Annotated in this window: 17 protein-coding genes and 1 pseudogene; 7 read left to right on the top strand and 11 right to left on the bottom strand. The window is 39.0% G+C overall.

The window, feature by feature from the left end; genetic code table 11:
- Window positions 1-36 precede the first annotated feature (36 nt).
- The 3 genes from BCU68_RS12125 to BCU68_RS12115 form a co-directional block, all read right to left on the bottom strand.
- A complete protein-coding gene (locus BCU68_RS12125; RefSeq protein ID WP_102565002.1) occupies window positions 37-300 on the bottom strand; it encodes a hypothetical protein in 264 nt (87 codons plus the stop codon).
- A gap of 850 nt (window positions 301-1,150) precedes the next feature.
- On the bottom strand, window positions 1,151-2,026 hold the full coding sequence (locus tag BCU68_RS12120; protein ID WP_102565001.1) for an HNH endonuclease: 876 nt from the start codon (window positions 2,024-2,026) through the stop codon (window positions 1,151-1,153).
- Window positions 2,027-3,700, bottom strand: coding sequence for an AAA family ATPase (locus BCU68_RS12115; protein WP_102565000.1), 1,674 nt, complete (start codon window positions 3,698-3,700; stop codon window positions 2,027-2,029).
- Window positions 3,701-4,248: 548 nt separating this feature from the next.
- On the opposite strand from BCU68_RS12115, the pseudogene BCU68_RS16890 reads away from it, so the two are divergent.
- Window positions 4,249-4,523: pseudogene (locus tag BCU68_RS16890) on the top strand (hypothetical protein); the annotation flags it as partial.
- A gap of 470 nt (window positions 4,524-4,993) precedes the next feature.
- Here the strand turns inward: BCU68_RS16890 and yciH are convergent.
- Together yciH and BCU68_RS12105 are read right to left on the bottom strand one after the other, a co-directional pair.
- Window positions 4,994-5,305: a stress response translation initiation inhibitor YciH gene (gene yciH, locus BCU68_RS12110; RefSeq protein WP_102564999.1), complete on the bottom strand. Its 312-nt coding sequence runs from the start codon at window positions 5,303-5,305 to the stop codon at window positions 4,994-4,996.
- 2 nt (window positions 5,306-5,307) lie between these two features.
- A complete protein-coding gene (locus tag BCU68_RS12105; protein ID WP_102564998.1) occupies window positions 5,308-5,676 on the bottom strand; it encodes a DUF3319 domain-containing protein in 369 nt (122 codons plus the stop codon).
- Between the two features lie 98 nt (window positions 5,677-5,774).
- On the opposite strand from BCU68_RS12105, the gene BCU68_RS12100 reads away from it, so the two are divergent.
- Window positions 5,775-6,752, top strand: coding sequence for a tyrosine-type recombinase/integrase (locus BCU68_RS12100; RefSeq protein WP_102564997.1), 978 nt, complete (start codon window positions 5,775-5,777; stop codon window positions 6,750-6,752).
- Window positions 6,753-6,761: 9 nt separating this feature from the next.
- On the opposite strand, the gene BCU68_RS12095 is transcribed toward BCU68_RS12100, so the two are convergent.
- Both BCU68_RS12095 and BCU68_RS12090 read right to left on the bottom strand, forming a co-directional pair.
- Window positions 6,762-7,757 (bottom strand): D-alanine--D-alanine ligase, encoded by a 996-nt coding sequence (locus BCU68_RS12095; RefSeq protein ID WP_102564996.1) that lies wholly within the window; start codon window positions 7,755-7,757, stop codon window positions 6,762-6,764.
- A gap of 181 nt (window positions 7,758-7,938) precedes the next feature.
- Window positions 7,939-8,487, bottom strand: a complete 549-nt coding sequence (locus BCU68_RS12090; protein WP_102564995.1) for an SPOR domain-containing protein — start codon at window positions 8,485-8,487, stop codon at window positions 7,939-7,941.
- A gap of 218 nt (window positions 8,488-8,705) precedes the next feature.
- Between BCU68_RS12090 and BCU68_RS12085 the strand changes: the two genes are divergently transcribed.
- Complete coding sequence (locus tag BCU68_RS12085; protein ID WP_102564994.1) at window positions 8,706-11,405, top strand: bifunctional acetate--CoA ligase family protein/GNAT family N-acetyltransferase; 2,700 nt, start codon at window positions 8,706-8,708, stop codon at window positions 11,403-11,405.
- Between the two features lie 369 nt (window positions 11,406-11,774).
- Here the strand turns inward: BCU68_RS12085 and galE are convergent, their stop codons facing one another.
- The 4 genes from galE to BCU68_RS12065 form a co-directional block, all read right to left on the bottom strand.
- On the bottom strand, window positions 11,775-12,788 hold the full coding sequence (gene galE / locus BCU68_RS12080) for a UDP-glucose 4-epimerase GalE (protein WP_102564993.1): 1,014 nt from the start codon (window positions 12,786-12,788) through the stop codon (window positions 11,775-11,777).
- A 65-nt stretch (window positions 12,789-12,853) separates the two neighbouring features.
- On the bottom strand, window positions 12,854-14,344 hold the full coding sequence (locus tag BCU68_RS12075; protein WP_102564992.1) for an FAD-dependent oxidoreductase: 1,491 nt from the start codon (window positions 14,342-14,344) through the stop codon (window positions 12,854-12,856).
- A 280-nt stretch (window positions 14,345-14,624) separates the two neighbouring features.
- Entirely contained in the window at window positions 14,625-17,072 is a 2,448-nt protein-coding gene (locus tag BCU68_RS12070) for an FtsX-like permease family protein (protein ID WP_102564991.1), read from the bottom strand.
- Window positions 17,072-17,749: an ABC transporter ATP-binding protein gene (locus tag BCU68_RS12065; protein ID WP_102564990.1), complete on the bottom strand. Its 678-nt coding sequence runs from the start codon at window positions 17,747-17,749 to the stop codon at window positions 17,072-17,074. Before BCU68_RS12065 ends, BCU68_RS12070 begins: the two co-directional genes overlap by 1 nt.
- Between BCU68_RS12065 and BCU68_RS12060 the strand changes: the two genes are divergently transcribed.
- The 4 genes from BCU68_RS12060 (at window position 17,748) to BCU68_RS12045 (ending at window position 23,542) form a co-directional block, all read left to right on the top strand.
- Window positions 17,748-18,359 (top strand): arylesterase, encoded by a 612-nt coding sequence (locus BCU68_RS12060; protein WP_102564989.1) that lies wholly within the window; start codon window positions 17,748-17,750, stop codon window positions 18,357-18,359. The genes BCU68_RS12065 and BCU68_RS12060 overlap by 2 nt on opposite strands.
- Window positions 18,360-18,490: 131 nt before the next feature.
- Window positions 18,491-19,708, top strand: a complete 1,218-nt coding sequence (fabV, locus tag BCU68_RS12055; RefSeq protein WP_102564988.1) for an enoyl-ACP reductase FabV — start codon at window positions 18,491-18,493, stop codon at window positions 19,706-19,708.
- Window positions 19,709-19,899: 191 nt separating this feature from the next.
- Window positions 19,900-21,804 (top strand): GGDEF and EAL domain-containing protein, encoded by a 1,905-nt coding sequence (locus tag BCU68_RS12050; protein WP_102564987.1) that lies wholly within the window; start codon window positions 19,900-19,902, stop codon window positions 21,802-21,804.
- Window positions 21,805-21,886: 82 nt separating this feature from the next.
- Complete coding sequence (locus BCU68_RS12045; RefSeq protein ID WP_102564986.1) at window positions 21,887-23,542, top strand: ABC-ATPase domain-containing protein; 1,656 nt, start codon at window positions 21,887-21,889, stop codon at window positions 23,540-23,542.
- The last annotated feature ends 60 nt before the right edge of the window (window positions 23,543-23,602 follow it).

The raw sequence follows: 23,602 nt of genomic DNA, 5'->3' as shown, positions 1-23,602 counted from the left end.
GTGTATAGCTGCAACTTGTTAGATTTTTTCACTATTTCATTTTGAGAGCTTATCAACAAGTTTTTGAGCCGATTTCGTTGCTTTGGAAAATTTCACTTTTCCATCAGCAGAAATTCCAATAATTTTATCTTTAGCATGATCAGGTAGGCGCTTCATATCTAGAATTTTATATCCCAACCCTTTTTTTTCAAGGATCCCTTCTGCAACCAAAACGTCAAAATCAATTGGAGTAGCAAGGCTTTTCGCTTTTTTCAAAATTTCTTCTTTAGAAATTACATCACTCTTTCGGTCATTACTCATCTTTTGCTCCAAAGTCCAACTATCAAGTGTTTATCTACTCTCTAAAAGTATGAAAGTGACAAATACACTACTACCAAACGAGACCAGTCACATACACTTTTAATAGAATTTATCCTTTGAGAATTAATCAAGCACCGCTCATTGCTCAGTAAATCCCACTTGCCATCCTAGTTATAACTTAGTGTCTACGATTTCACATGTATTTTTTACCAAGTTACAAGAAAAAAACTATTATAGACAAAGATTTGTCACTTAAATGTATTGAGCGTCACAATAGCCTTTAAAAAGCTAAACAAAGACACTTTCCCGTGATATTCGTTTCAACGAATTCCTCAAAATCGTCAAACGAGTTGTTCTGATGATAAGAAATTTTTCCAGAACCATTACCCACCTACTTGCTTCGAGCAGCAGATCGATACGACCGCGATCATAGTCAGGTTTCTACTTGTCACGGGAAAAATATTCAGCAGTTCTTAAAGTACAAGGAGCCCCAAGTTATGATGACCGTTGGTTTAACAGGAACTGCCTTGAGGAGCATTTTTATTGAAGTTGTGGAGTGTCCATAGGCGATTAATGTTTTCAGGCTGTGCTTAGATTTTCCCATAATCTATACCAAATTGTTGGGCTGATGGCTTACTTGGTCGCACTATTGTGCTAGAAAGCACAACAGGTAAAGCTTCAGCCTATCAAACCTCTGAACAATAGCGCGTTAGAGTTTACGCTCCAAGCCAACTACTTCGGATAAGCTGATGTATTGGAAAAGTAAAGCCGCGCTAAGCGGGCTAAAATGTGGTTCAAAGCGTAATCCACTGGTTTAGTCCCGTTTAAGCGCCTTGTGGGCTTATGTTGCTTAGAAGTCGATTTCTTCCAACACTTCATCTCTTTGTTGTACATTATTCTGTGGTGATAGATTACTTAAATAAGCAATAAATGTTGTATTCTCAATAATTCCCGTATAGAGAGCAGTTTTCCAATCTTTATGTCTATCTTCAACTGCACGTTCATTAATTCTTTGTGTAAGAGCATCTTTTATATTAAAACGCCGTGAAAGAAGCATACTCTTCCATTTATTTATTTCTCTATTGGAATATACTTGAATACGCATATTCAGTTTTAAAGAACGAAAATGTAATACAACTTTCTGAACTTCAGCGTCACTAAGTGATGCTGGTTTTATTAACTTTAATTTGAAAGTGACTTTTTCTGTGGCGGGATCAAAATTAACAATAATCTTAAATCTAAACTTAGAAAGTAAATCTGAATACATAGGATGTAAAAATAAAGAACTTTCATTTTCATCACAATAGTAATTTGAACCTTTAGTTGGAGCACACCCTCTACACTGAGGTACTAAGTTGTTTGGATTAATAGAAAACTCAGGCCAATCATCTTTTGGTATAAAGTGGTCTAAAGTATCGGGTTCTTTAGGATTACCACAAAAAGGGCAATCTGATAATCCATGATCATTTCGTCTCGATAAAAGTCGTCTATTCAGGTCAGCGGGTGCTTTTTCATAATAGTTAACTAGTAAATCCTTATGGTCATGAAATTCACTAACATTGGGTTCATCATAATAGTTAGAAATTATGTTATTGTAACTTTCAAGTTCACTTTTAAGAGAGTCCTCTATGGCTATTAAATCTGCTACATTATGCTTTCTGCAAGCTAATGCTAAATCTAGCCAAATTTCAGTATCAGCTATTATGAAGGATTCCAAATACTTCATTTATTCATTCTCTACTATGTATTCAGAATCATCTGAAGTTTTAGATATTATATAGGCAAGTGCTTCATCCCCAACAGTAGGGCCTACTTCATCAAGTATGTCTTTAATGTTATCAGCTTTCTCAATAAAGTGATCAAGATTTGACTGAAAAGGCTTTTCTGTAACATAGTCGTCAAACACTTCACCTATAATCGTATCCAACGTTTCCCCGTATGTTTCAAAACTAGGGCTATCTACTATTGTCTTAGTTCCATCTTTACGGAGGATTTTCACCCCACGTCTTTCAACTTCTCTTGTCAAAATAGCAGAATGAGTTGCAATTATAGAATATGAAGATGTTTCTTCCAGAAGATACTTCATCATATTTATTAACCCTACTTCCAAATGTGGATGTAAATATAATTCAGGCTCATCAAGTATAATCAAGCTTTCATTTTCAATCTCCGCAACAATAGCAGGGATCATATAAGAGTATATTTTCTGACCTGAACTAAGGCTTAAAGCTTTTTTGTTTTTTATGAAGTAAAGACCTTCTTCTTTGGAGGCTTCATTTAGTAAAATATCTATACTTTTAGTCGATACCGACTCTATTGGTATTAACTCTCCGCTATTTTTCGATTTTATAGCAATACTTTCAAAATCAACGCATAGATTCAAAGTTTCTTTAAGTACTTCGAATCGCCCTCGTTCTTCCCACCAATTATTTTCCTTATCAAACTTCAATATTTTTATAAGTGATTCTACACTATGAAATTTAGGCCAATTAATATTGAAATTACCATTTATATTTCTAAATCCCACATAAGCATATTCGTTAACATTCAACCGTCTTCTTGCTGGTGTATTAGATTTTCTTCTCTTTTTTTTATTTGAGTATTTCTTATCTAACTTATCAAGTAATTCATCTTTAGTTAAAAAATCTTCAAAAGGAGAATATGCAACCATGATGAGTTTGTGAAAATATGGCCACTTGTCGCCTATCTCCTGAAGCCCTGTGACAATTTCACTGATTTCATTTAAAAGAAAAGATTTCCCAACCCCATTTTTACCAGTTAATAAATTTATATTCGTTTTTCCAACATCTCTATTATTGTCAAAGTAGAACTGAATTGGATCAATTGATTCTGAAGAAACATTAATATCAATTGTGAAAGATTCTTGCGGAGAGTAACGACCGATTGCTATTTGATGACCCTTTCTCAGTATAGCTTCGGAGCTACTTCCTTCTCTCATTAAGCAACCACTAAAGCCATCCCATTCTCTAAATGTATCAATTTCACTATAAAAATAACTAGCATCACAAACTAATGATAATATTAGTTCTATCTGTACATTAGTCGATAGCAACTTATTAAGTTTATGGTAAAAGTCAATATCCAATGGAAGTGAGACTGCTTTTGTCGAATCAAAAGTATCGTTTATTCGATAAATGTTTTTTTCTTTTTCCTCACCATTATTGACGAAAAATTTAGAAGTATCTTTATTTCCGTTAACCAGTAATCTCAAAAAGCCTAAATTTTGCCTTTCGCCCTTATTAACATAATATAACTTAAATTTAACAGTGAAATCCCAATCATCCCATGGAGCACTATGATTGGTGCCTACGTGATCTTGAATTAAATGAAAGCCATCGTAGGAATCGATTTTGAGTGTTTTTGAAAAATATAAATCCATTTCAACCTATTGAATAATTATGAGTAGAAGCTAACAGCTTATTAGTGCAAGCACGCACATATCTGATAACAGGTTAACCTAAATCCTTTTTCTAATCACCTAATAAACTAAGCAAATGTGAACAGTTACATCAGCCTTCAATTGAAAATACATGCGCTTCCGAATCCCCAGATAAGCGGCTTTCTTTTATTACTCGCAGATCTCGATATAAGAAACTGTAATATAAGTGTTTTTATAATAAATGGGTTGAGTAAGTATGCATCGAAGGTGCTCTTTTGGCCATTTGCCATCTCAGATAAACCTAAGTAGCGACTAACTGGGCTTCTGTATTTATCGTTAGTGTTGGCTGGCTTTGTTGATCAAATCAGCATTGAGAGCAACGATGCCATATATGACTAGCTGTTAGTTTCTAACTGGCATATCTAATTCTATGACTTTGTTTATAATTTGCATGCTTTTTCACTTTGCACTCCCCTCACCACAGGCTTTAAGGCCTGTCGAATCAATAGCTATATGACTATTAGTCCTCTAGATTTATGACCTGAATCGTTGCGCTTGTTCCTCCAAGAGCAGGCACAGCCTTCTGGGAGCGTGATCACCTTCGATATAGCCAACAGTTATACGGCTGGAATAACTATTGGAAAGAGCGACGTATCGAGTTAAGTTGTTGCTTGAGCGTCATTTAGGTTTAAGAAATAAAAATGGACAGGTGGGTAGAACTTACGCGGTGACAAAAGAATTCCAGAAACTTACTGGGTTAGGTATGCCAGAAACTTGTTGTATTGGGAGAAAAACACAAAACAAGGCGACTATCTCTAACTAAATTACGCAATAAAGTCCCTTGCTAACTACAATGAACAGTAGTGTCTTTTGTCAGTTCATGAAGTAATACTTCACCGAAAGGTAGAAAAGTAGACTAAGTTATCGTATCTAGACTACATTTTCTGAACTTCATGAAGTGATACATCAATAAGAAGTAGGTAACTATCTAAAAAACAATAACTTGATAGAGTTTTCTCTACATGAAGTGATTCTTATCGTTTAGAAGTTAAATACGGTTGAGTGTTAGTAGGAAATAGGTGCTTAATTCCTAATGTAGCCAACACTGCTCTTCTCTCTCTGGTGTATGTTCGCAAAATTCATACCTGTCACAGTGTCACTTAATAATGCATTAAACATAATTGTATTTACCATAAAATAGCTAATAACTATAAACCTAATCTTTGTCATTATTCATTCCAGTCGATTAAGTTTATAATCATTAGCGTTACTAACAGCAATTACTGCAATAGATCAACCGCCAGCCAGTTTTACGGTATGACCTTTCTTTTCTAAGTGAGCCTTGATCTTATCACGAGCATCACCTTGAATTTCAATATTGCCATCTTTAACTGCACCGCCACAGCCACATACTTTTTTAAGCTCAGCCGCTAATAACTTTAACGGTGCATCATCAAGATCCAGACCTTTTACAACAGAAACACCTTTACCTTTACGGCCTTTGGTTTCACGTTGAATGCGAACAATACCGTCGCCTTTAGGACGCTCAACTTTAACTTCTTCTTGTTTGATACGACCGATATCTGTTGAATAGACAAGACTCATAATTATTTTTTCACCTGTTCTGCTTTTTTCTTCGCAATTAAGTATGCTTCAATGTGTTTCTGGATTGCACCTTTGCCGCCTTTAATTAAACGACCATTGAACATACAATACCAGCTATTTACTTCACCAGTGTCATTTTTAAGTGTAAAACCGTTAAAGATTTCTGTTGTACCTGGACCTTGAGTTTTTGGGCTTAAGGTCGAAAATTCTTTTGGGTGCACTAATGATGCAGTATCGCACCACCAATCAATGCTTTTTTTCACAGCGGCTAAATTTCCCTGTAAGACTTGCTCCTTTATTCGAACTTGCCATACTGAGCTTGTACTACCCACTGTCTTGAGGTTAAAACCTCGATAATTTGCTAAGGACATGATAGATATTCTTATTATTTTGTTTATAGTAATAATAAATATACTTTGTGATCTATCAAGTATAATATAAGGTATCCATTAAGTTATAGTGCATTAGAATGAGAAAGAAGATCCCAATTATTACCGATCCTGAACATATATCGAGATTTAAGGCGTTATTAGTTAAAGAGCCATCACTTGATATATTTCAATCGCTTACACAAAACCAATATTCGAAAAATAGCTTACTTGCCATAAGAACTGATTGGTTAAGATATCTATCTTTCTGCCAAACTGCGCATATTACTGTACTGCCAGCATCTATTATTGGGGTTCGCCGCTTTCTAGAAACAGAAGCGAAACAACGTAAGTTTGCGAGCATAAAACGCTACAGTGTAACGATTGGTCTAATGCACACCTTGCTATCTCTACCTAACCCTGTAGCACATAGACAAATCAAACAAGTACTGATCAGCCTGCGATTTGAAAAAAATGGTGATGCTAAACAAGCTATCCCACTAACAACTTCGCACCTCAAGTCACTGCAAGAGATCATGACAACCACCAATGAACTCGCTGATATTCGCGATCTCGCCATTTATTATGTGATGTTTGAATGTGCGCTTAAACGTTCAGAGTTAAAAATGCTGACTATCAATGATGTCTATTCCGCTTCGAATCAAGGCGTACAAATTCAAGTAGGTCATAATAAATACCGTCTCAGCACTGAAGCAACAGCATGTCTGAATGTTTGGTTGGGAATATATATGAACCTATCGAAAGAAGGGCTTTGTCCCCTATTTTGCTCTATTGATCGACACCAAAATTTATCTCACCAACCGCTTGATGATTCATCCATTTATCGTATTTTAAGGCGTGCAAGTGATCGCTTGAACTTATCAGATAGCTTTAGATTTTCTGGGCAATCGACACGAGTGGGTGCTGTGCAAGAATTGAAAAACCAAGGCTTGAAGATAAAAGAGATCCAAGAGTTTGGGCGTTGGCTAAGCCCTGCAATGCCAGCTCAATATATGGGAAATACAGACACTGCAGAAAAAGAAAAGATTAAGTTTATTCGAATTAAGAACTGGGAGTAAGCAACAAGCTTATTTTAACTCTTGCTTAATACAGCACTCTAAGAAAGCACTAAATGTATGCCCATTATGCTCTAACATTTTAGGAAACATAGAAATAGGTGTCATGCCTGGGAATGTATTAACTTCATTCAAGTAAATGTCATTCGTATCAGTTAAGAAGAAGTCGATTCGAGAAAGGTGACGTAACTTCATTTGCGTAAATACTTTGCGCGCATACGATTGAATTTTATCTTGCTGCTCATCAGTCAAGTCACTCGCTTCAATTTTTGTTAACGAATGACTATCTGTGCTGTATTTTTCTTCATAGGTATAAAAAACACCATCTGGCGCAATAACTTCACCAGGTTTAGTGATATAGAGCTCGCCATTAAGCTCATAAGCTGCAACCTCAAGCTCTCTGGGTTTAACTGATTGCTCAATAAGCACTTGATCTGAAAAGGTGAATGCTTTTTTAATCGAATCAACCAGTTCCGATTTATTAGTGACACTGTAACAACCAACTGAAGACCCTTGTCTTGCCGCTTTGATAAAGAGACTTCCCCACTCATCAAATGCTTGACCAGCTTGCTGATATTCCTGTTCATTATTAGACGATAGAAATAGATAAGGTGTATTCGGAATACCAAGCGCATCATACCAAAGCTTTGAAGTAATTTTATTAAAGCTATTACTACTTGCTTCTGGTCCACAACCTAAATAAGGAATATTGGCTAGCTCAAACATGGACTGGATATCGCCCGTTTCACCAGGAAAACCATGAATACAAGGAACAATAAAATCTATTTTCTCTGCTTTTTCTAGACCACATAGTGAAGCATTATGAATATCAAGATAAACACTCGTGCCATTTTCTGTAAACCAGCCATCTTTTTGCATCTCAACACGAATAACTGAGAAGTCAGCCGTTTTTTCAAGTTGCAACTGTAAGTAATTGGCGGATACAAGAGACACTTCGTGTTCTGATGAGCCACCTCCACATAGTAGAAGAATGGTTGTATTTGTCATGAAAGGTCAATCCATAAAGCATATTAAGTAGTAATGTACATAATAACAATTGCTTGCTTGTTTAGCAGTAATTTAACGATAAAAAGAAACGACCACGTCACTACTTGCTGAGTTATTACCCAATAGTAGAGCTAAAACTAGACAAGAGTTAACCAGTCTATTTGGATAACTCCACTCTAAATTAATTTAACTTTTTTAATGACGGAAACTCTGACTTTTTAATGCTATCAATACTTTTAACGAATGGTTTCAGTGCTTGGAAATTAGCTGGTAAAGTCGCAATAGCTCTTTTAGCTTCTTCATGTGTTGCATAATCACCGTATAAAATTGTATACCATTTAGTCCCATTGACCATTTTATAGTTTTCCCAGATAGGTTGACCTTGCTGAGGTAACATTTGATTAAATTGATTGGCTTTACTCTCTGTTCCTACCGCGACCACTTGCAATGTATAGCCATAACGCTGCTGTGAATTTTGCTTTTCAGTTGATGCAGCAATGCTGGCTTTCGGCTTTGTTTCTTTTACTGATGACGACTGAGCAACAGGCTCTAATTGGGCAACTTTTGTATTAGTATCTTCTTGGACCTTATTATTAACTGGAGCAGAAACCACAGAAGGTGTTGACTGATATTCCTCCCTATGACTCTCAGAAGTAATATCTGTTGTGTATGTTTTCGAAACACATGCTGATAACAACATAGATAAACTAACTATCGCTATTTTTTTCATGGAGTATACAAATGCCTTATAAATTAATTACTTCAAATGATGCCGTTCACTGAACAGATAATCAAGTTTCAATCAAACAAATATAGTCTAATAATGTGAACTCATACACATTGTCATTTCATAAACGAGATCCATCGTTCATAGTATTGCCTTGCCAACCATCACTATCAACCTTTTAAGCTACTATTGTTGCAGAATGATGATGAGGAGGCGTAAACATGGATCGATTAAACCTTTTATTAAAACCGAAATCGGTTGCTGTTATTGGTGCGTCGACCCGAGATGATCGGGCCGGATATGTGGTAATGAAGAATCTGCTGCAAGCAGGGTTCAATGGTGCCATCATGCCTGTCACTCCAAAGTATGCCGCGGTTTGTGGTGTATTGGCGTATCCTAGTATTGAAAGTTTACCTTTGGTGCCTGACATCGCGGTGTTATGCACCCACTCATCACGCAATCTTGATGTTTTTAAATCGATCGCAGCGAAAGGGATAAAGATGGTCGTTATCTTATCTTCAGACATGGGGGTAATAGATGACGAAGGAACTTCAATCATTGAACATTGCTCTAAAATTGCAAAAGAACATTCGATCAGAATACTTGGTCCTAATAGCTTAGGTATCATTCTACCTTGGATAAACTTTAACGCTTCATTTTCACCCATTAATGCGTTAAAAGGAAAAATTGCCTTTATCTCTCAATCCGCTGCTGTGTGTACAACCATTCTTGATTGGGCCAATGATAAAAATATAGGCTTCTCAGCATTTATTTCTATCGGTAATTCCTATGATATCGATTTTGCAGAGCTACTTGATACGCTTTGTACTGATAGGCATACCGATGCCATTTTACTCTATGTGGATAGTATTAAAAATGCTCGCCGGTTTATGTCGGCAGCACGTGCCGCTTCAAGAAATAGGCGAATACTGGTATTAAAAGCTGGGACAACATCTGCCGGCAAAGAAGTCATAAAAAACCATACTGGTAGCGATGACACCTTAGATATCATTTACGACTCTGCGATTCGTCGTACCGGTATGCTACGAGTTAAGAATAGTCATGAACTCTTTGCAGCTGTTGAAACGCTTACCCATTCACAACCTTTACGCGGTGAACGCCTTGCTATTATAACTAATGGCGGTGGTCCTGCGATTATGGCTGTTGATACTCTACTAAAGCAAAATGGCAAATTAGCAACACTTAGCCAAAAGACAATCAATAAGCTCGATCACGTCTTACCTATGAGTTGGTCAAAAACCAATCCTATCGATCTGGTTGGCGATGCTGACCAAACGCGCTACATCAAAGCATTAAATATTCTGCTTGATAGTGATGATACCGATGCTATTTTAATTATGCATAGCCCTTCAGCTATTGCTCACTCTAAGCAAACAGCTAAAGCCATTATTGAAACGATAACAAAGCACCCTCGCCGGCAACGATTTAACTTATTAACGAACTGGAGCGGAGAATTAACGGCTAAGCCAGCAAGAGACCTATTTACTCATGCAGGAATACCAACCTATAGAACCCCTGAAAGTGCTGTTATTGCCTTCATGCATCTTGTCGAGTACAGGCGTAATCAAAAACAGTTGATGGAAACACCAACAACTTATGAACAAATTGATAAATCTTGTCTAGAAAAAGCACAAAAGTGGACAAAAACGCAGACACTGTACAAAAACACAGTGCTACTAGATATACATCAAATCAGTCACTTCCTAGGCTATTTTCACTTTGATGTTCTCCCTACTTGGATAGCCATCGATCAAAGTGAAGCCATTCATATTGCAAAAAAAATTGGTTACCCTGTTGCTGTGAAATTACGCTCTACAGATATCGAGCACAAATCTGATATCCAAGGTGTTATGCTCAACTTACGCAATAGCGATGAAGTGGCCAGTGCTGCACAATCTATTTTAGATCGAGTTCAGCTCACCTACCCTCAAGCTCATATTGATGGCTTATTGGTACAAGGCATGGCAAAGCTTGCAGGTAGCGTTGAAATTCGAATTAAAGTGAAAAATGATCTAGTTTTTGGTCCTGTGATCTTGATTGGTCAAGGAGGATCTGAGTGGGACGAAGCGCAAGATGCGGTCGCTGCTTTACCGCCATTAAATATGACGTTAGCACGCTATCTCATCACTAATGCAATAAAAAATAATAAGATTCGCTTACAAAAGTCACCGAGTCTTATGAATGTTAAAGGGCTCTCGGAACTTTTAGTTAAAATATCTCACATGGTGATCAGCTGCCCAGAGATTGACGAGTTTGATATCCACCCACTACTTATTAACGGTGATACATTCACTGTACTTGATGCAAGTCTTACACTCAAAGCTTATAGCAAAGATCCTCAATCTCGTTTAGCGATTCGGCCTTACCCAGCTGAATTAGAACAGGTCATTCAATTGAGAAATGACATCACTTGCTTATTAAGGCCAATACTTCCAGAAGATGAGCCTCTACATGCTGATTTCATTAACAATATTTCTAAAGACGATCTCTATAAGCGGTTCTTTAGTGATGTGGGTGAGTTCAATCATGAGGCATTAGCCAACTTTACGCAGATTGATTACGATCGAGAGATGGCTTTTGTTGCGGTAGAAATGATCGCCAGTAAGCCACGAATAATTGGCGTATCTCGCGCTTTGATCAATCATGATAACAGCGATGCTGAGTTTGCTATTTTGATCAGTTCCGATCTTAAGGGGATCGGGCTTGGTCAAATCCTTATGGGTAAGATTATCGATTACTGTAAGCAAAAAGGAACAGGTAAAATATCTGGTATGACAATGCCCACGAATCGCGGCATGCTTATGCTCGCACAAAAAATGGGTTTTGAATTAACTATTGATTTTGAAGATGGTACCGCTGATATGGTACTTGATCTTTCCCAAGGCAGAGAATCACTCTAACTCAATAGCCACTGCTATCAACACAATTTACTGATATAAAAAAACCAGCCAGTGCTGGTTTTTTTATATCTCAATACAAAAATTTTCTAAAAAATAGTGGACTATTGAAATATTAATCCTTAGTCATTTCCTTTTTTACCATAATAACAGATACCACGATAAACATAATTACTAAACCAAGCTCCATACTGGTGCCTCCAACAATTTTCAAATACAGGTTAAAAAAATAAAAAGCACTTTAATTGTAACAGAACATTTCAAGATTTGTGTTTGGTAATTTAATATTTACATTTTAGAGTAAAAAAATAGGGAAAAAGGCGTTATTCCTCTTTCCCTATTAAATATATTTATCAATAAGTGTACAAATGATTAATCTGGGAAACCATCTGGATTATTTGACTGCCAGCGCCACGTATCCACTGTCATCTCTTCCAGTGTTTTTTGTGCTTTCCAGCCAAGTTCCGATTCTGCCTTTGATGGATCAGCCCAACACTCGGCAATATCACCTGCTCGGCGATCAACCAGTTTATAAGGTACTGGTTTACCTGAAGCGGCTTCAAACGCTTTAACCATATCAAGTACACTGTATCCATTACCTGTGCCTAGGTTATAGATATGCAGACCATCTTTACCGCCTACTTTTTCTAGCGCAGCAATATGACCATCCGCTAGATCCATAACGTGGATATAGTCTCGGATGCCTGTTCCATCTTTGGTTGGGTAGTCATTTCCGAATACTGAAAGGTACTCACGACGACCCACTGCTACTTGAGAAACAAACGGCATCAAATTATTTGGAATACCTTGTGGATCTTCGCCTAACTCGCCTGATGGATGTGAACCAACAGGATTAAAGTAACGCAATAATGTAATACTCCAATCAGGGTTCGCTTTTTGGAAATCAGTCAAACACTCTTCAACCATCAACTTGCTGCGACCGTATGGATTGGTCGCTGATGTTGGAAAGTTTTCAAGAATCGGCACAGAAGCAGGATCGCCATATACAGTTGCTGATGAGCTAAAGACTAAGGTTTTCACATTCGCTTCACGCATTGCTTCAACCAGAACAAGTGAACCATTTAAGTTGTTATCATAATACTCAAGCGGCTTTTGTACTGATTCACCAACAGCTTTTAGACCCGCAAAATGAATAACAGATTGAATATCATAAGCTTTCATTGTCTCAATAAGTAATGCTTTATCGCGAATATCACCTTGAATAAAGGTTGGCGTTACACCTGTCACTTTATTGATACGCTCTAAAACACTGCTCTTACTATTATATAAATTATCTAAGATAACTGGTGTCATTCCAGCTTGTAGCATTTGAATACAGGTATGACTACCAATGTATCCCATTCCACCTGTGACGAGTACGTTCATCTTATTTTCTCTAACCTTATGACTTGTTTATATTTTATATTAAATGATATCAGGCTTACTGACCGTTAATCATGACTCTGAGCCTCACCTGATACTTTAGCCAAAGCGACAGGGTAACAACGCTCATGAGCAAGATTGATTGCGGTTTGCTCGACCTCTTTTAACTGTAGATTTTTAGTATTTTTATGCTGACTTTCAATATTTTGAGATAAAGGAAGTTCAAACCATTGCTGCGCTATTTTTCGTGCAGCGTGTAAGGTTGATGATGCTTTTACTACTTCAATACGAGCGTAATTATTACTTTCAAACGAGACATCCGCGGCTCTTAAACTACCATCATTTCCTGGGATCTGCTGAGCACCAAATAGAGGTAACCCACCAGCAATCGCCGTATCATATTCAGGGATAAATTGACTCATATGCTCAATGGCGTTGCGGGTACGCTGCTCTAAAACGGCTTTATCCCAGCCTGAGTGAATCTTTTTTAATAGTCTTTCTGGTAAATCTGGCTGAGATGATGGTGTTTCAGATTCAATCGAGGAAGAGACTAACCCCCCTTCAAATAGAGTGATCTCTTTTGTCATTCCATGCAGTTGAAAGTAGCCATCAGCGTATGGTGTTAATTGTGCCATTCCCTGCGGAGTCCCTCGCGGACCATGGAAAATAACCTCTGGCCACTGCTGATTACATTGATGCCATTGGGTTACATAAGCGGCTTTAAACTCCACTAAACGCTGACGTATCGCACCAATAGAGTCATCAATATTACCCGTTTCAAAACCTGTTGAGTTAATAAGGTAATCCGCTGTTATCGTTTGACGGTTATGTTGCGAGTCTTGGTAAGTCAATTGCCATTGCTGATTATTCCAATTCGACTCCATCAATGTTGAGTGCGTTAACACCTGGCAATGTGGCATGGTATCGAGTGATAGTTTCGCGGTCGCCGCCATTCGAAAGACACTCAAGCCAAACTCTTGAACAACAACAACTGGAAATTTTAACGTCTCCAAATTGGCATGTTGTGCAAATGGAATAATCCAATCATCAAGAGACACTGGTGCTTCTGGTTGCACTTTATTTGCCAACTCTAGCAATTGCTGTTTTTCATACAACTTAAAATAGTCACTCGGTTTGCCCAAAACTTCATTACGACCGTCTTGCTCAACCAATGCTTGATAGGATGCTTGTAATGCATCTAAACGAGGTAATAGAGCGTTAGGCTCACCCCCATCAGAATATGGCACAGCAATGACGGTAGGACGTATATTTAAGCAATGCGGAAAAAGGCGTACGGTTTCTATAGATTGTTGTAAAAGTTCAATACATTGCTGCTCAGAGATATCAGGGTAAAGATTACCACCAGCATGCAGATGACAAATTGGAGGGCCATTTACTAAACTCGGTCCTTTTTCTAATAAAGTGACATTGAAGCCAAGTTCACCAAAGTGAATAGCTGCGGTCGAGCCTGCAATACCACCACCAATGATCGCAATATGCTTGGCTTTCGGGTCAAAGTCTGCAGAGGAACAATTATAACTTAAATGAGATCGATGCATTGTTATCCGTCACTTTAAAAAAACAGTTTACATTCTACTGAGTTATCTAATTAAATAAAATCACATTTTTATCAAGGGATTAGTTTCTCTGCCTGACGACCTCTATTTTTGAGCAAAAACAGCTTGACTCACTTTGTCATTAAACCTGAAAACAAGTCCATGTGAATAACAAAAAATCACTACCTCACGTATTATATAGCCTTACGTAAAGTCGGTGTTTTCATTTCTAAAGTTATCCAAAATGTTATCCACTGTTTTTGTGGATAACTAACAACAAGGACTAACCCAAACTATTTTTTATTGGGATTAACAAGTGTTTAATCATGCTCATTAATACAGCAGATAGCGTTATAAAAGTCATTATTGGCAATATTATCCACAAAATAGGATGGAACTTAGCAGCAAGGTCAAAGCCATAGCTCATAATAGCAGCAACGGATAGCTCAGCACCTGCACAAGCAACAAGCCCTGCGACCAAGGCAATTAGACCGTATTCACACCACAATGTTTGAATGATCCGCTTACGACTTGAACCAAGCGTTCGGTATAAGCGAATTTCTTGCTGCCTTTGCGATAGACTTAATCGTAACAAAGTAAAAATGAGCAAGAGACCAGCCACAACACCAAGCCCAGCTAAGGTCGTTATCGCCCAGACAATGTTAGCCAGTAAACTCTGAATTTTATCTCCCATCATACGAATATCCATTAGACTCACAGTCGGGAAATTTCGAGACAATTGATTAAGCATTGAATCTTGCCCATCGATTCTAAAGCTCACCATCCAGGTCGCAGGAATTGAACTTAAAACATCAGGCGAGAATATAAAATAGAAGTTCGGCTTCATTTCTCGCCATTCCACCAAGCGAATACTATTTACTTTGGCTTGAATTTGTTGACTATTCACCATAAAAGTAAGCTCATCGCCAAGTGAAAGCTCTAAATCCTTTGCCACTTCTGATTCAACCGAAACACCATAGCTATTGCTCCACTTCCCCGCAAGTACTTCATTGTGTTCAGGAATACCCTCTCCCCAAGTAAAGTTTAATTCTCGACTTAATACATCCGTTTGTTGTTTATCATTAATGCTCACATTCGCATCTTGACCATTAATCTGCGTTAAACGACCACGAACAATTGGATAAGCTTCTGAGCGAGTAATCGCATTATCATCAAGCTGTTTTAAATATTGATCTTTTTCGTATGGCGCAATATTTAAAGCAAAGGCATTAGGCGCATCCGCTGGTAAGGTTCTTTGCCAATCTGACAGTAGATCAACCCGAACAAGCCAAATGGTTGACAGTAGCATGAGAGATAAAGATAACGCGCCAACTTGAATACCCGAGTGCTGACTAGAGCGCTTGATACGACTCACCGCTAAACGCATCGCTGGCGATAAAGGCAGTCGGGAAAAAAGAGAAATAAGCCCAAGACAAACCATCGCGAGTAATAAGAAAAGAGCGACAATCCCAGCACATATCATCCATATCAAGGCATTATCTTTATACGCCCAACCCATTGCCAAAATAGGTACAATAACCAACCACCAGCGATGTGAAGCTTGATTATCTTGATGACTCGATTGCATTGAGTGAATCGCCGAAGTGTTCAGTAAGCGAATTAAAGGAATCCCTAAGGCAGGGATAACAATCAATCCACTCGAAATAATAGCGACCAGTGCTGGTTTAAAACCAAAGGAAGGCAGCGGATCGGGTAAAAGCTCCGTTAGAGGGATGCGCAGCAGCATTTCTAAGCCACTACCGATAAATAACCCAAGTAAAACCGCACTTAAAAAGAGTATTGCGACTTGGATAACCAACCAACGCCTAACCCAATGACGACTTGCCCCCATACTTTTTAACATGGCGACGGTTTTGCTACGACTTGCCACATAATGCTGACATGTAAGCACTAAGGTAGCCGCTGCCATAATGATAACGATAGCAACGGTGAGCGATAAATATTGAGTGGTACGTTCAAAGACATCATTAGCACGACTACTCCCCGCTTGATCTTTCCAGCGATCACTGGCTGTTAGCGCTATTGTCTGTTGTAACTCCTCTAATACAGGTGTCTCACCAAGCAGAAATAATTGATATCGAACTCGACTACCGACTTGAATTGCACCCGTTTGATCTATATCTGCTGCATTGATCAATACGGTGGGCATTTGTTGAAAAGGATTAAAACTCAAACCAGGCTCTGAAACGATTGTCCCTGATACCGTAAGATCAGCATCGCCAATCGTGACAATGTCACCTTCACTAATATCAAGTAGTGCTAATACTCGTTCATCTAACCATAATTGACCTGGCATCACTTGAGAGGTGTAACCCGTTTGATTAGATAAAACTAACTCACCGCGTAATGGATAATGACTCTCTACTGCCTTTACGCTGACCAGTTGCATACCTGTATCACTAAATGCCATGGTTGAAAATCGAGTCAGTTGAGCGCTCACTAATTCTTTTTGCTGAACTTGCTCTAATAACTCTTCAGGTAGTGGATTCGATGAGATAAAAACAGTATCTGCGGTTAAACTCTCTTTTCCCTGGGTGACAACCACTTGCTCCATACGATCGGCAAGGGCTGCAAAGGCAAAAATACAGGCGATGATTAACGTTAACGCCATAGTGATAGGCCAGAGTTGACCATGACGGATCTCATCAACACTCCAGCGCAACAAGCGTAAATTTGGAATGGCTTTACTTATAGTCAAACCTGTTGTCATTAGACCATTTCCTCTAAGCGTCCTGCTTGCATTTGAAAGCAGCGGTTACAGCGTTTTGCTAGCTCTAAATCATGAGTGACTAATACTAATGTTGTGCCATGCATACGGTTTAGGTCAAATAGCAATTCAATCACCTTTTCTGCTGTATGTTGATCTAAGTTCCCTGTAGGTTCATCAGCAAACAAAATTTTCGGCTCAATCATAAAGGCACGCGCTAATGCGACACGTTGTTGCTCGCCCCCTGATAACTGAGTCGGCATATGATGAATTCGATGTGCCAACCCTACAGAGTCTAAGAGCTCAATCGCACGTGCTTTATCTTCCTTATCTCCTTTGATCAAGCAAGGCAAAGTCACATTATCTAACGCACTTAAACTTGGGATCAGCAAGAAACTTTGAAAAACAAACCCTATTGATTCACTACGTATCTCTGCTCTTTGTTCATCATCTAATTGAGAAAGTGACTGGCCTAGTAGTTCAACGTCTCCTGTCGTGCCAGTATCTAAGCCAGCGAGCAATGTCATTAGTGTCGACTTACCAGCCCCTGATGTACCAACAATCGCAACCGTTTCTGCTGATTTAATATCAAGATTTACTTCGCTAAGGATTGTTAAATCTTCCTGATTAGTAGACACTTGTTTTGATACAGACTTCGCTTTTATTACGGATTTATTCATGATTAGACTACTTTCTCTATTAATTATTTTATGTACTTCCATGTCAGTGTCTGCTGCCGAACAAAAGCCAACACTACTTATACTTGGTGATAGCCTTAGTGCTGGCTATCAGATGAAAACGGAGCAAAGCTGGCCTTGGCTCTTACCTTCAGAGTTAGCAAGACTCGAAAAAGACGTTCACGTGGTCAATGCCAGTGTTTCTGGCGATACCACGGGTAATGGTTTATCACGCTTACCACAACTCCTTACACAGCATGCTCCTGATTGGGTGTTGATTGAATTAGGCGCGAATGATGGGTTAAGAGGTTTTAATCCTAATATTATTACCAATAACTTAATTCAAATTATCGCTCTTAGCCAACAGAGTGATGCTCAAGTTTTATTGATGCAAATTCAAGTCCCACCCAATTACGGCAAACGTTACAGTCAATCCTTTGCTCAGATCTACCCTATTATTGCTGAAACCTATAACATTCCATTATTGCCTTTTTTCCTTGAACCTATCATTACCAGAGATGACTGGATCATGGCAGATGGCTTACACCCAAAACCAGAAGCTCAGCCTTGGATCGCACACTTTATGTCCGAGCAACTTGTTACACATTTATAACAAGTAATCATAATTTAAATCTATTCGTCTGTTTCATCAATGAATTAATGGTTTAGCTCAATAAAAACACATCTCGTTTGCGTTAATGTAGTTCTATGAAACCCAATGATTAATATCCTGTAGGACTTTTTATGCGAATCGAACCCATGATTAAGGGCGTGGTTGCCCGCTCAGCTCACCCATTTGGTTGTCAAGCGGCTGTTGACCAACAAATACAGTACGTACAATCAGCGAAACCGATCAAAGATGGCCCGAAAAGAGTACTTGTCATTGGTGCATCATCTGGGTTTGGTTTAGCATCGCGCATCGCATTAACCTTTGGTGGCGCACAAGCCGATACTATCGGGGTTTCTTTTGAGCGTGCTCCTTCTGAAAAAAATGTTGGTACTGCAGGTTGGTATAACAATGTCTTTTTTAAGCAGCGTGCTGAAGAAAATGGCTCGATTGCGATCAACATCTTGGGTGATGCCTTTGCTAAAGAGACACGTGCCAAGGTTATTGAAGCAATAGAAACCTATTTTGAAGGTGAAGTTGATCTCATCATTTATAGTCTTGCCGCTGGTTTTCGCCCTAAAAATCCTGAAAACATCCAAAAGGAAGGCGATGAGTTTTGGCGCTCAGCCATCAAGCCAATTGGTGACAGCGTCACTGGTGCAACCATTTTACTGGAAAACGATGAATGGCTCGATACCACCATTGAGGCTGCAACAGAAGAAGAAGCGATGGCAACCCTCAAAGTGATGGGCGGAGAAGATTGGGAGCATTGGGTTGATGACCTGATTAACGCTGAGTCTATAGCTCCTGGCTGTAAAACCATTGCCTTTTCTTATCTTGGACCAGAATGCACTCACTCTATTTACCTCGATGGCACATTAGGTCGCGCAAAAATTGATTTACACCAAACCAGTCATGCATTAAACCTTAAACTCGCTAATTATGATGGAGCGGCTTATGCGTCTGTCTGTAAAGCGCTTGTCACTAAAGCGAGTGTGTTTATTCCAGCGATGAGCCCTTACCTACTCGCTTTATTCAAAGTGATGAAAAAGCGTGGTAGCCATGAAGGTTGTATTGAACAAATGCAACGCCTGTTTTCTGACAAGCTTTATAACCAAGACCAAATCCATGTCGATGGTGAGCGATTAGTTCGTATGGACGATTGGGAACTTGATCCTCAGGTACAAAAAGAGGTCAATGAATTACTGCTTGTGATGAATAAAGATAACTTCAAGCAACTGGGTGATTATGCCGGTTTCAAGCAAGCCTTTATGCAATTAAATGGTTTTGATTTTGATGATGTCGACTACTCGCAAGAGATAACCTTAGATGAGCTAAAAAAACTCACCCCTTAAATTGATTACTTACAACTAGTTAAATATTTCAAAATCAAAAAGTCTCGTTTTTAATACGGGACTTTTTGTTACCTCTCTAATAGCTTCTATACTTTATCTATAAAAACCACTCTGCCATCATTTTATTAATATGAAACGTGGTAAACCAAGGATTGGTTGGACTATTCTGTAAAGGAAGAGGGGGATTCATTATGACGAGAGTAAATACCCAGCAATTAAAAATCCCCGAAGATATGCAAACTGGGTGGCAAACGGTTGTTAATTTACTCGCTGAAATCGTCATGGTTCCAAGTGCCATGATTATGCGTATCCATCCACAGCACCTCGAAGTTTTTACAAGTAGTCAATCTGAAGACAATCCCTATCAGGTGGGTGATCAAGCGCAGTTAGGCAAAGGGCTCTATTGTGAAGAAGTCATTAAGGCACAAGCTCCGATTTTAATCCCCAACGCCCTCAAAGACTCGAAATGGCTAGATACTATTGCTATAGAGCGAGGGATGATTTCCTATTGTGGTCTGCCAATAACGTGGCCAAATGGAGAGGTATTTGGCACTATCTGTATTCTCGATTTTAAAGAAAACCACTACACACTACTCTATCGTCAACTTTTAGATAGTTTCCGCCTTTCAGTACAATCCCAGTTAACGACACTCTATCAATCTGCACACCTAGCAGCTGTGAACAGAGAATTAAAATGCCGTGTTGATAATCGCGCTAAGGATTTAGCTAATCTTAATTTTTCCCTCAATCAAGAGATCAATAAGAGAAAGGCCGCTGAGGAGCAAGTTTACTATCAAGTTACCCACGATATCGACACTGGGTTTCTTAATCGTAAAGCTTTAGAGAGCGAGCTACAAAATCTACTCTCTGAAAAAGCGAAGGATGTGGTTGTTTTCCATATCGGTTTTACCAACGGCAGGCAAGTTCAGACTAAATATGGCTATAGCGCATTTGATGAGTTGTTACTTCGCTACCACGACTCAATTAAAGGACTCAAGGTATTAAACACCATTACAGCAAGACCGACCTCGATTGATCTCATTATTGCGCTTAGCACAACCAACATTAACGCTACTATCGATGAACTGTGCCATCAATTTATTGAAGCGGGTCATTTAGAGTTTGATATTGAGGAGCATAAAGCGCATCTGCACACGTTTATTGGCATTGCGACGAGTAAAGATCACCAATCACCCACCACACTGTTGCAGTATGCACGAGAAGCGATGATGGCCTGCAAAGATTCTGGTCAAGAGTACAGCCTTTTTTCTCAATCTCTTGCTGATAATCAAACGCAGTTAAACCAAATGGAAAGTTATTTATTACAAGCCGTACGTAATGATGAACTGATGCTTTACTATCAGCCGAAAGTCTGCCCAATCACTCAGCGTTGGATCGGTGCTGAAGCGCTGTTACGCTGGAAGCATCCTATTTTAGGTCATATTTCCGATGAAACCTTAATCCACCTCGCGGAACAAAATGGGTTAATTTTTGAAGTAGGAAACTTCGTTTTACGCACTGCGATTGAAAAAGCACGTGAATGGGCTGATATTAATGAAGATTTTAGGATGGCGATTAATATTTCCGGGGTACAGTTACAAAATCCATATTTAGTAGAACAGATCCAGCACCTACTAGAGACCTACCATTTACCTGCTTATCTACTCGAAATCGAAGTCACTGAAAGCAGTATTATCGTGGATGAAACATTAGCAGAAAAAACCTTAACCGCTTTGCATGATCTTGGCGTCACCCTGTCACTGGATGACTTCGGGACTGGGTATGCCTCTTTTAGTTATTTAAAAAAATACCCTTTTGATTATATTAAGATTGATAAAAGCTTTATTCAGCACATGCACATAAACCCTAAAGACCGCGAAATTATCCACTCAATTGTGCAAATGGCGAAAAAACTGAATATAAAGATCATCGCAGAAGGTGTTGAGAATAAAAAACATGCTGATTTTATATTAGAAGAGAATTGTGATGTAAGCCAAGGATATTTCTACGGAAAACCAATGCCATGCTATCAGTTTGAGCTGTTTCTTATTCAACAAAAACCGCAAAGTAACGTTTCATATACTTATCAATGTTAAAATCAATAGAGTTTCGCTTTACTCTACCGGTGGTGATTCCTATAATCGCCGCCTTTCTACATATTATCAGGCAAATTACGTTATGGATCAGTTGACAGCAAAGCTTAAAAAGCTAGAAAAACAAAACTACCGTGCTTATCAACAAATTAAAGGTCAATATGACTTTACCGATTTCGATTTACACATCGATTATGTTCAAGGTGATCCATACGCTTCTGCTTCGCGTTTTCGCGCTTTGCGCCCTTGGTCATTAACAGGACTGGCTTGGCTACAAGAAAAGTCTCCAGCTTATCAAGTTGCTGCGCGTGACTTCCTAGCGCGTAGCTTTGCTGAATTTGCAAAACAAGAAGCCAGTGTTTCTATTGCATTAACAGGACAAACCGTTCTTGATAATACCGCAGTGGTCTTCACACAAGAAGGCATTGAATTACGTTTTCGCATTAATCTTCCTGCTGATGGTCGTAATATCCTAGCGAAAAAAGCACTCAACATCATTACCTTCTACTTACCTAAGTTTATCCGTAAAACCACCTTAGAAAGAGAGTTGAACCTTGATGCGTTAACAGAGCATTGCCAAACGATTGAAGATCAACACGCCCTTCGTGAGCAACTGGCTGAGAAAAACTTAACCGCATTCGTTGCCAATGGCAGTATTTTACCTCGTATAGCGGGTAACTGTGATTTACCAATGAAAGGCGCAGTACCATTCTCAGCACCTGAGTCATTATCAGTCACGCTATCTACACCGAATCGCGGTGAGATCACAGGCTTAGGGATACCTAAAGGTGTTACATTGATTGTCGGTGGTGGCTTCCATGGTAAATCAACACTATTAACGGCTGTTGAACGCTCTATCTACAACCATATTCCTGGCGATGGTCGTGAGTACATTGTGACAGATACACAAGCAATGAAGATCCGAGCAGAAGACGGTCGCTGTGTTCATCACCTTGATCTATCTAACTATATTAACCATTTACCGATGGGACGTGATACGAAAGATTTCACGACTCAAGATGCTTCTGGTTCAACCTCTCAAGCCGCATGGTTACAAGAGTCTATTGAAGCAGGTGCGAAATCTTTATTGATTGATGAAGATACCTCAGCGACTAACTTCATGATCCGTGATGAACGTATGCAGGCTTTAGTGAGTAAAGGTGCTGAGCCTATCACGCCGCTCGTTGACCGTATTGGTCAGTTACGAGATGAAATGGATATATCTTCACTGATTGTTATGGGTGGCTCGGGTGACTACCTCGATGTTGCTGATACCGTGATTCAGATGCATGATTACCAAGCTATCGATGTGACCGCTAAAGCTAAGCAAGTTATTGAGCAACATCCAACACAGCGCCACAATGAATGTGAAACTGAACTGGCCGCATTTGCTCCACGTGCGTTAAATCGCGCCGCGCTAATGACCTTACTAACTGATGGTAAATTCCGAGTATCAGCAAAAGGGAAAGATGCCTTACGTTTTGGTAAAGAGTTTGCTGATTTAAGTGCCTTAGAACAACTTGAATCAAGCTCAGAGATCAATGCGATAGGTTGGACTTGGTTCCAATTAGCACAGCTCCCTGGTTGGGCTGAGAACCCAACACAATCGATCATCGAAATTCTTAATGACAATTGGCATGATGCAATGCCAAATCAAGGCGACCTTGCTAAGCCACGTACATTAGATGTTATGGCCGCTTTAAACCGTATGAGAAAAGTTCAATTTAAACCTTCTCTATAAGCGTCGTCAATTTTTACGCTCTCTACTCTATAAGCCGATATGAGTAGAGAGCGTATTTAA

It is taken from the genome of Vibrio sp. 10N.286.49.B3 (genome assembly GCF_002873395.1).
Lineage (GTDB): Bacteria > Pseudomonadota > Gammaproteobacteria > Enterobacterales > Vibrionaceae > Vibrio.
This window is presented reverse-complemented; position numbering and strand designations above follow the sequence as displayed.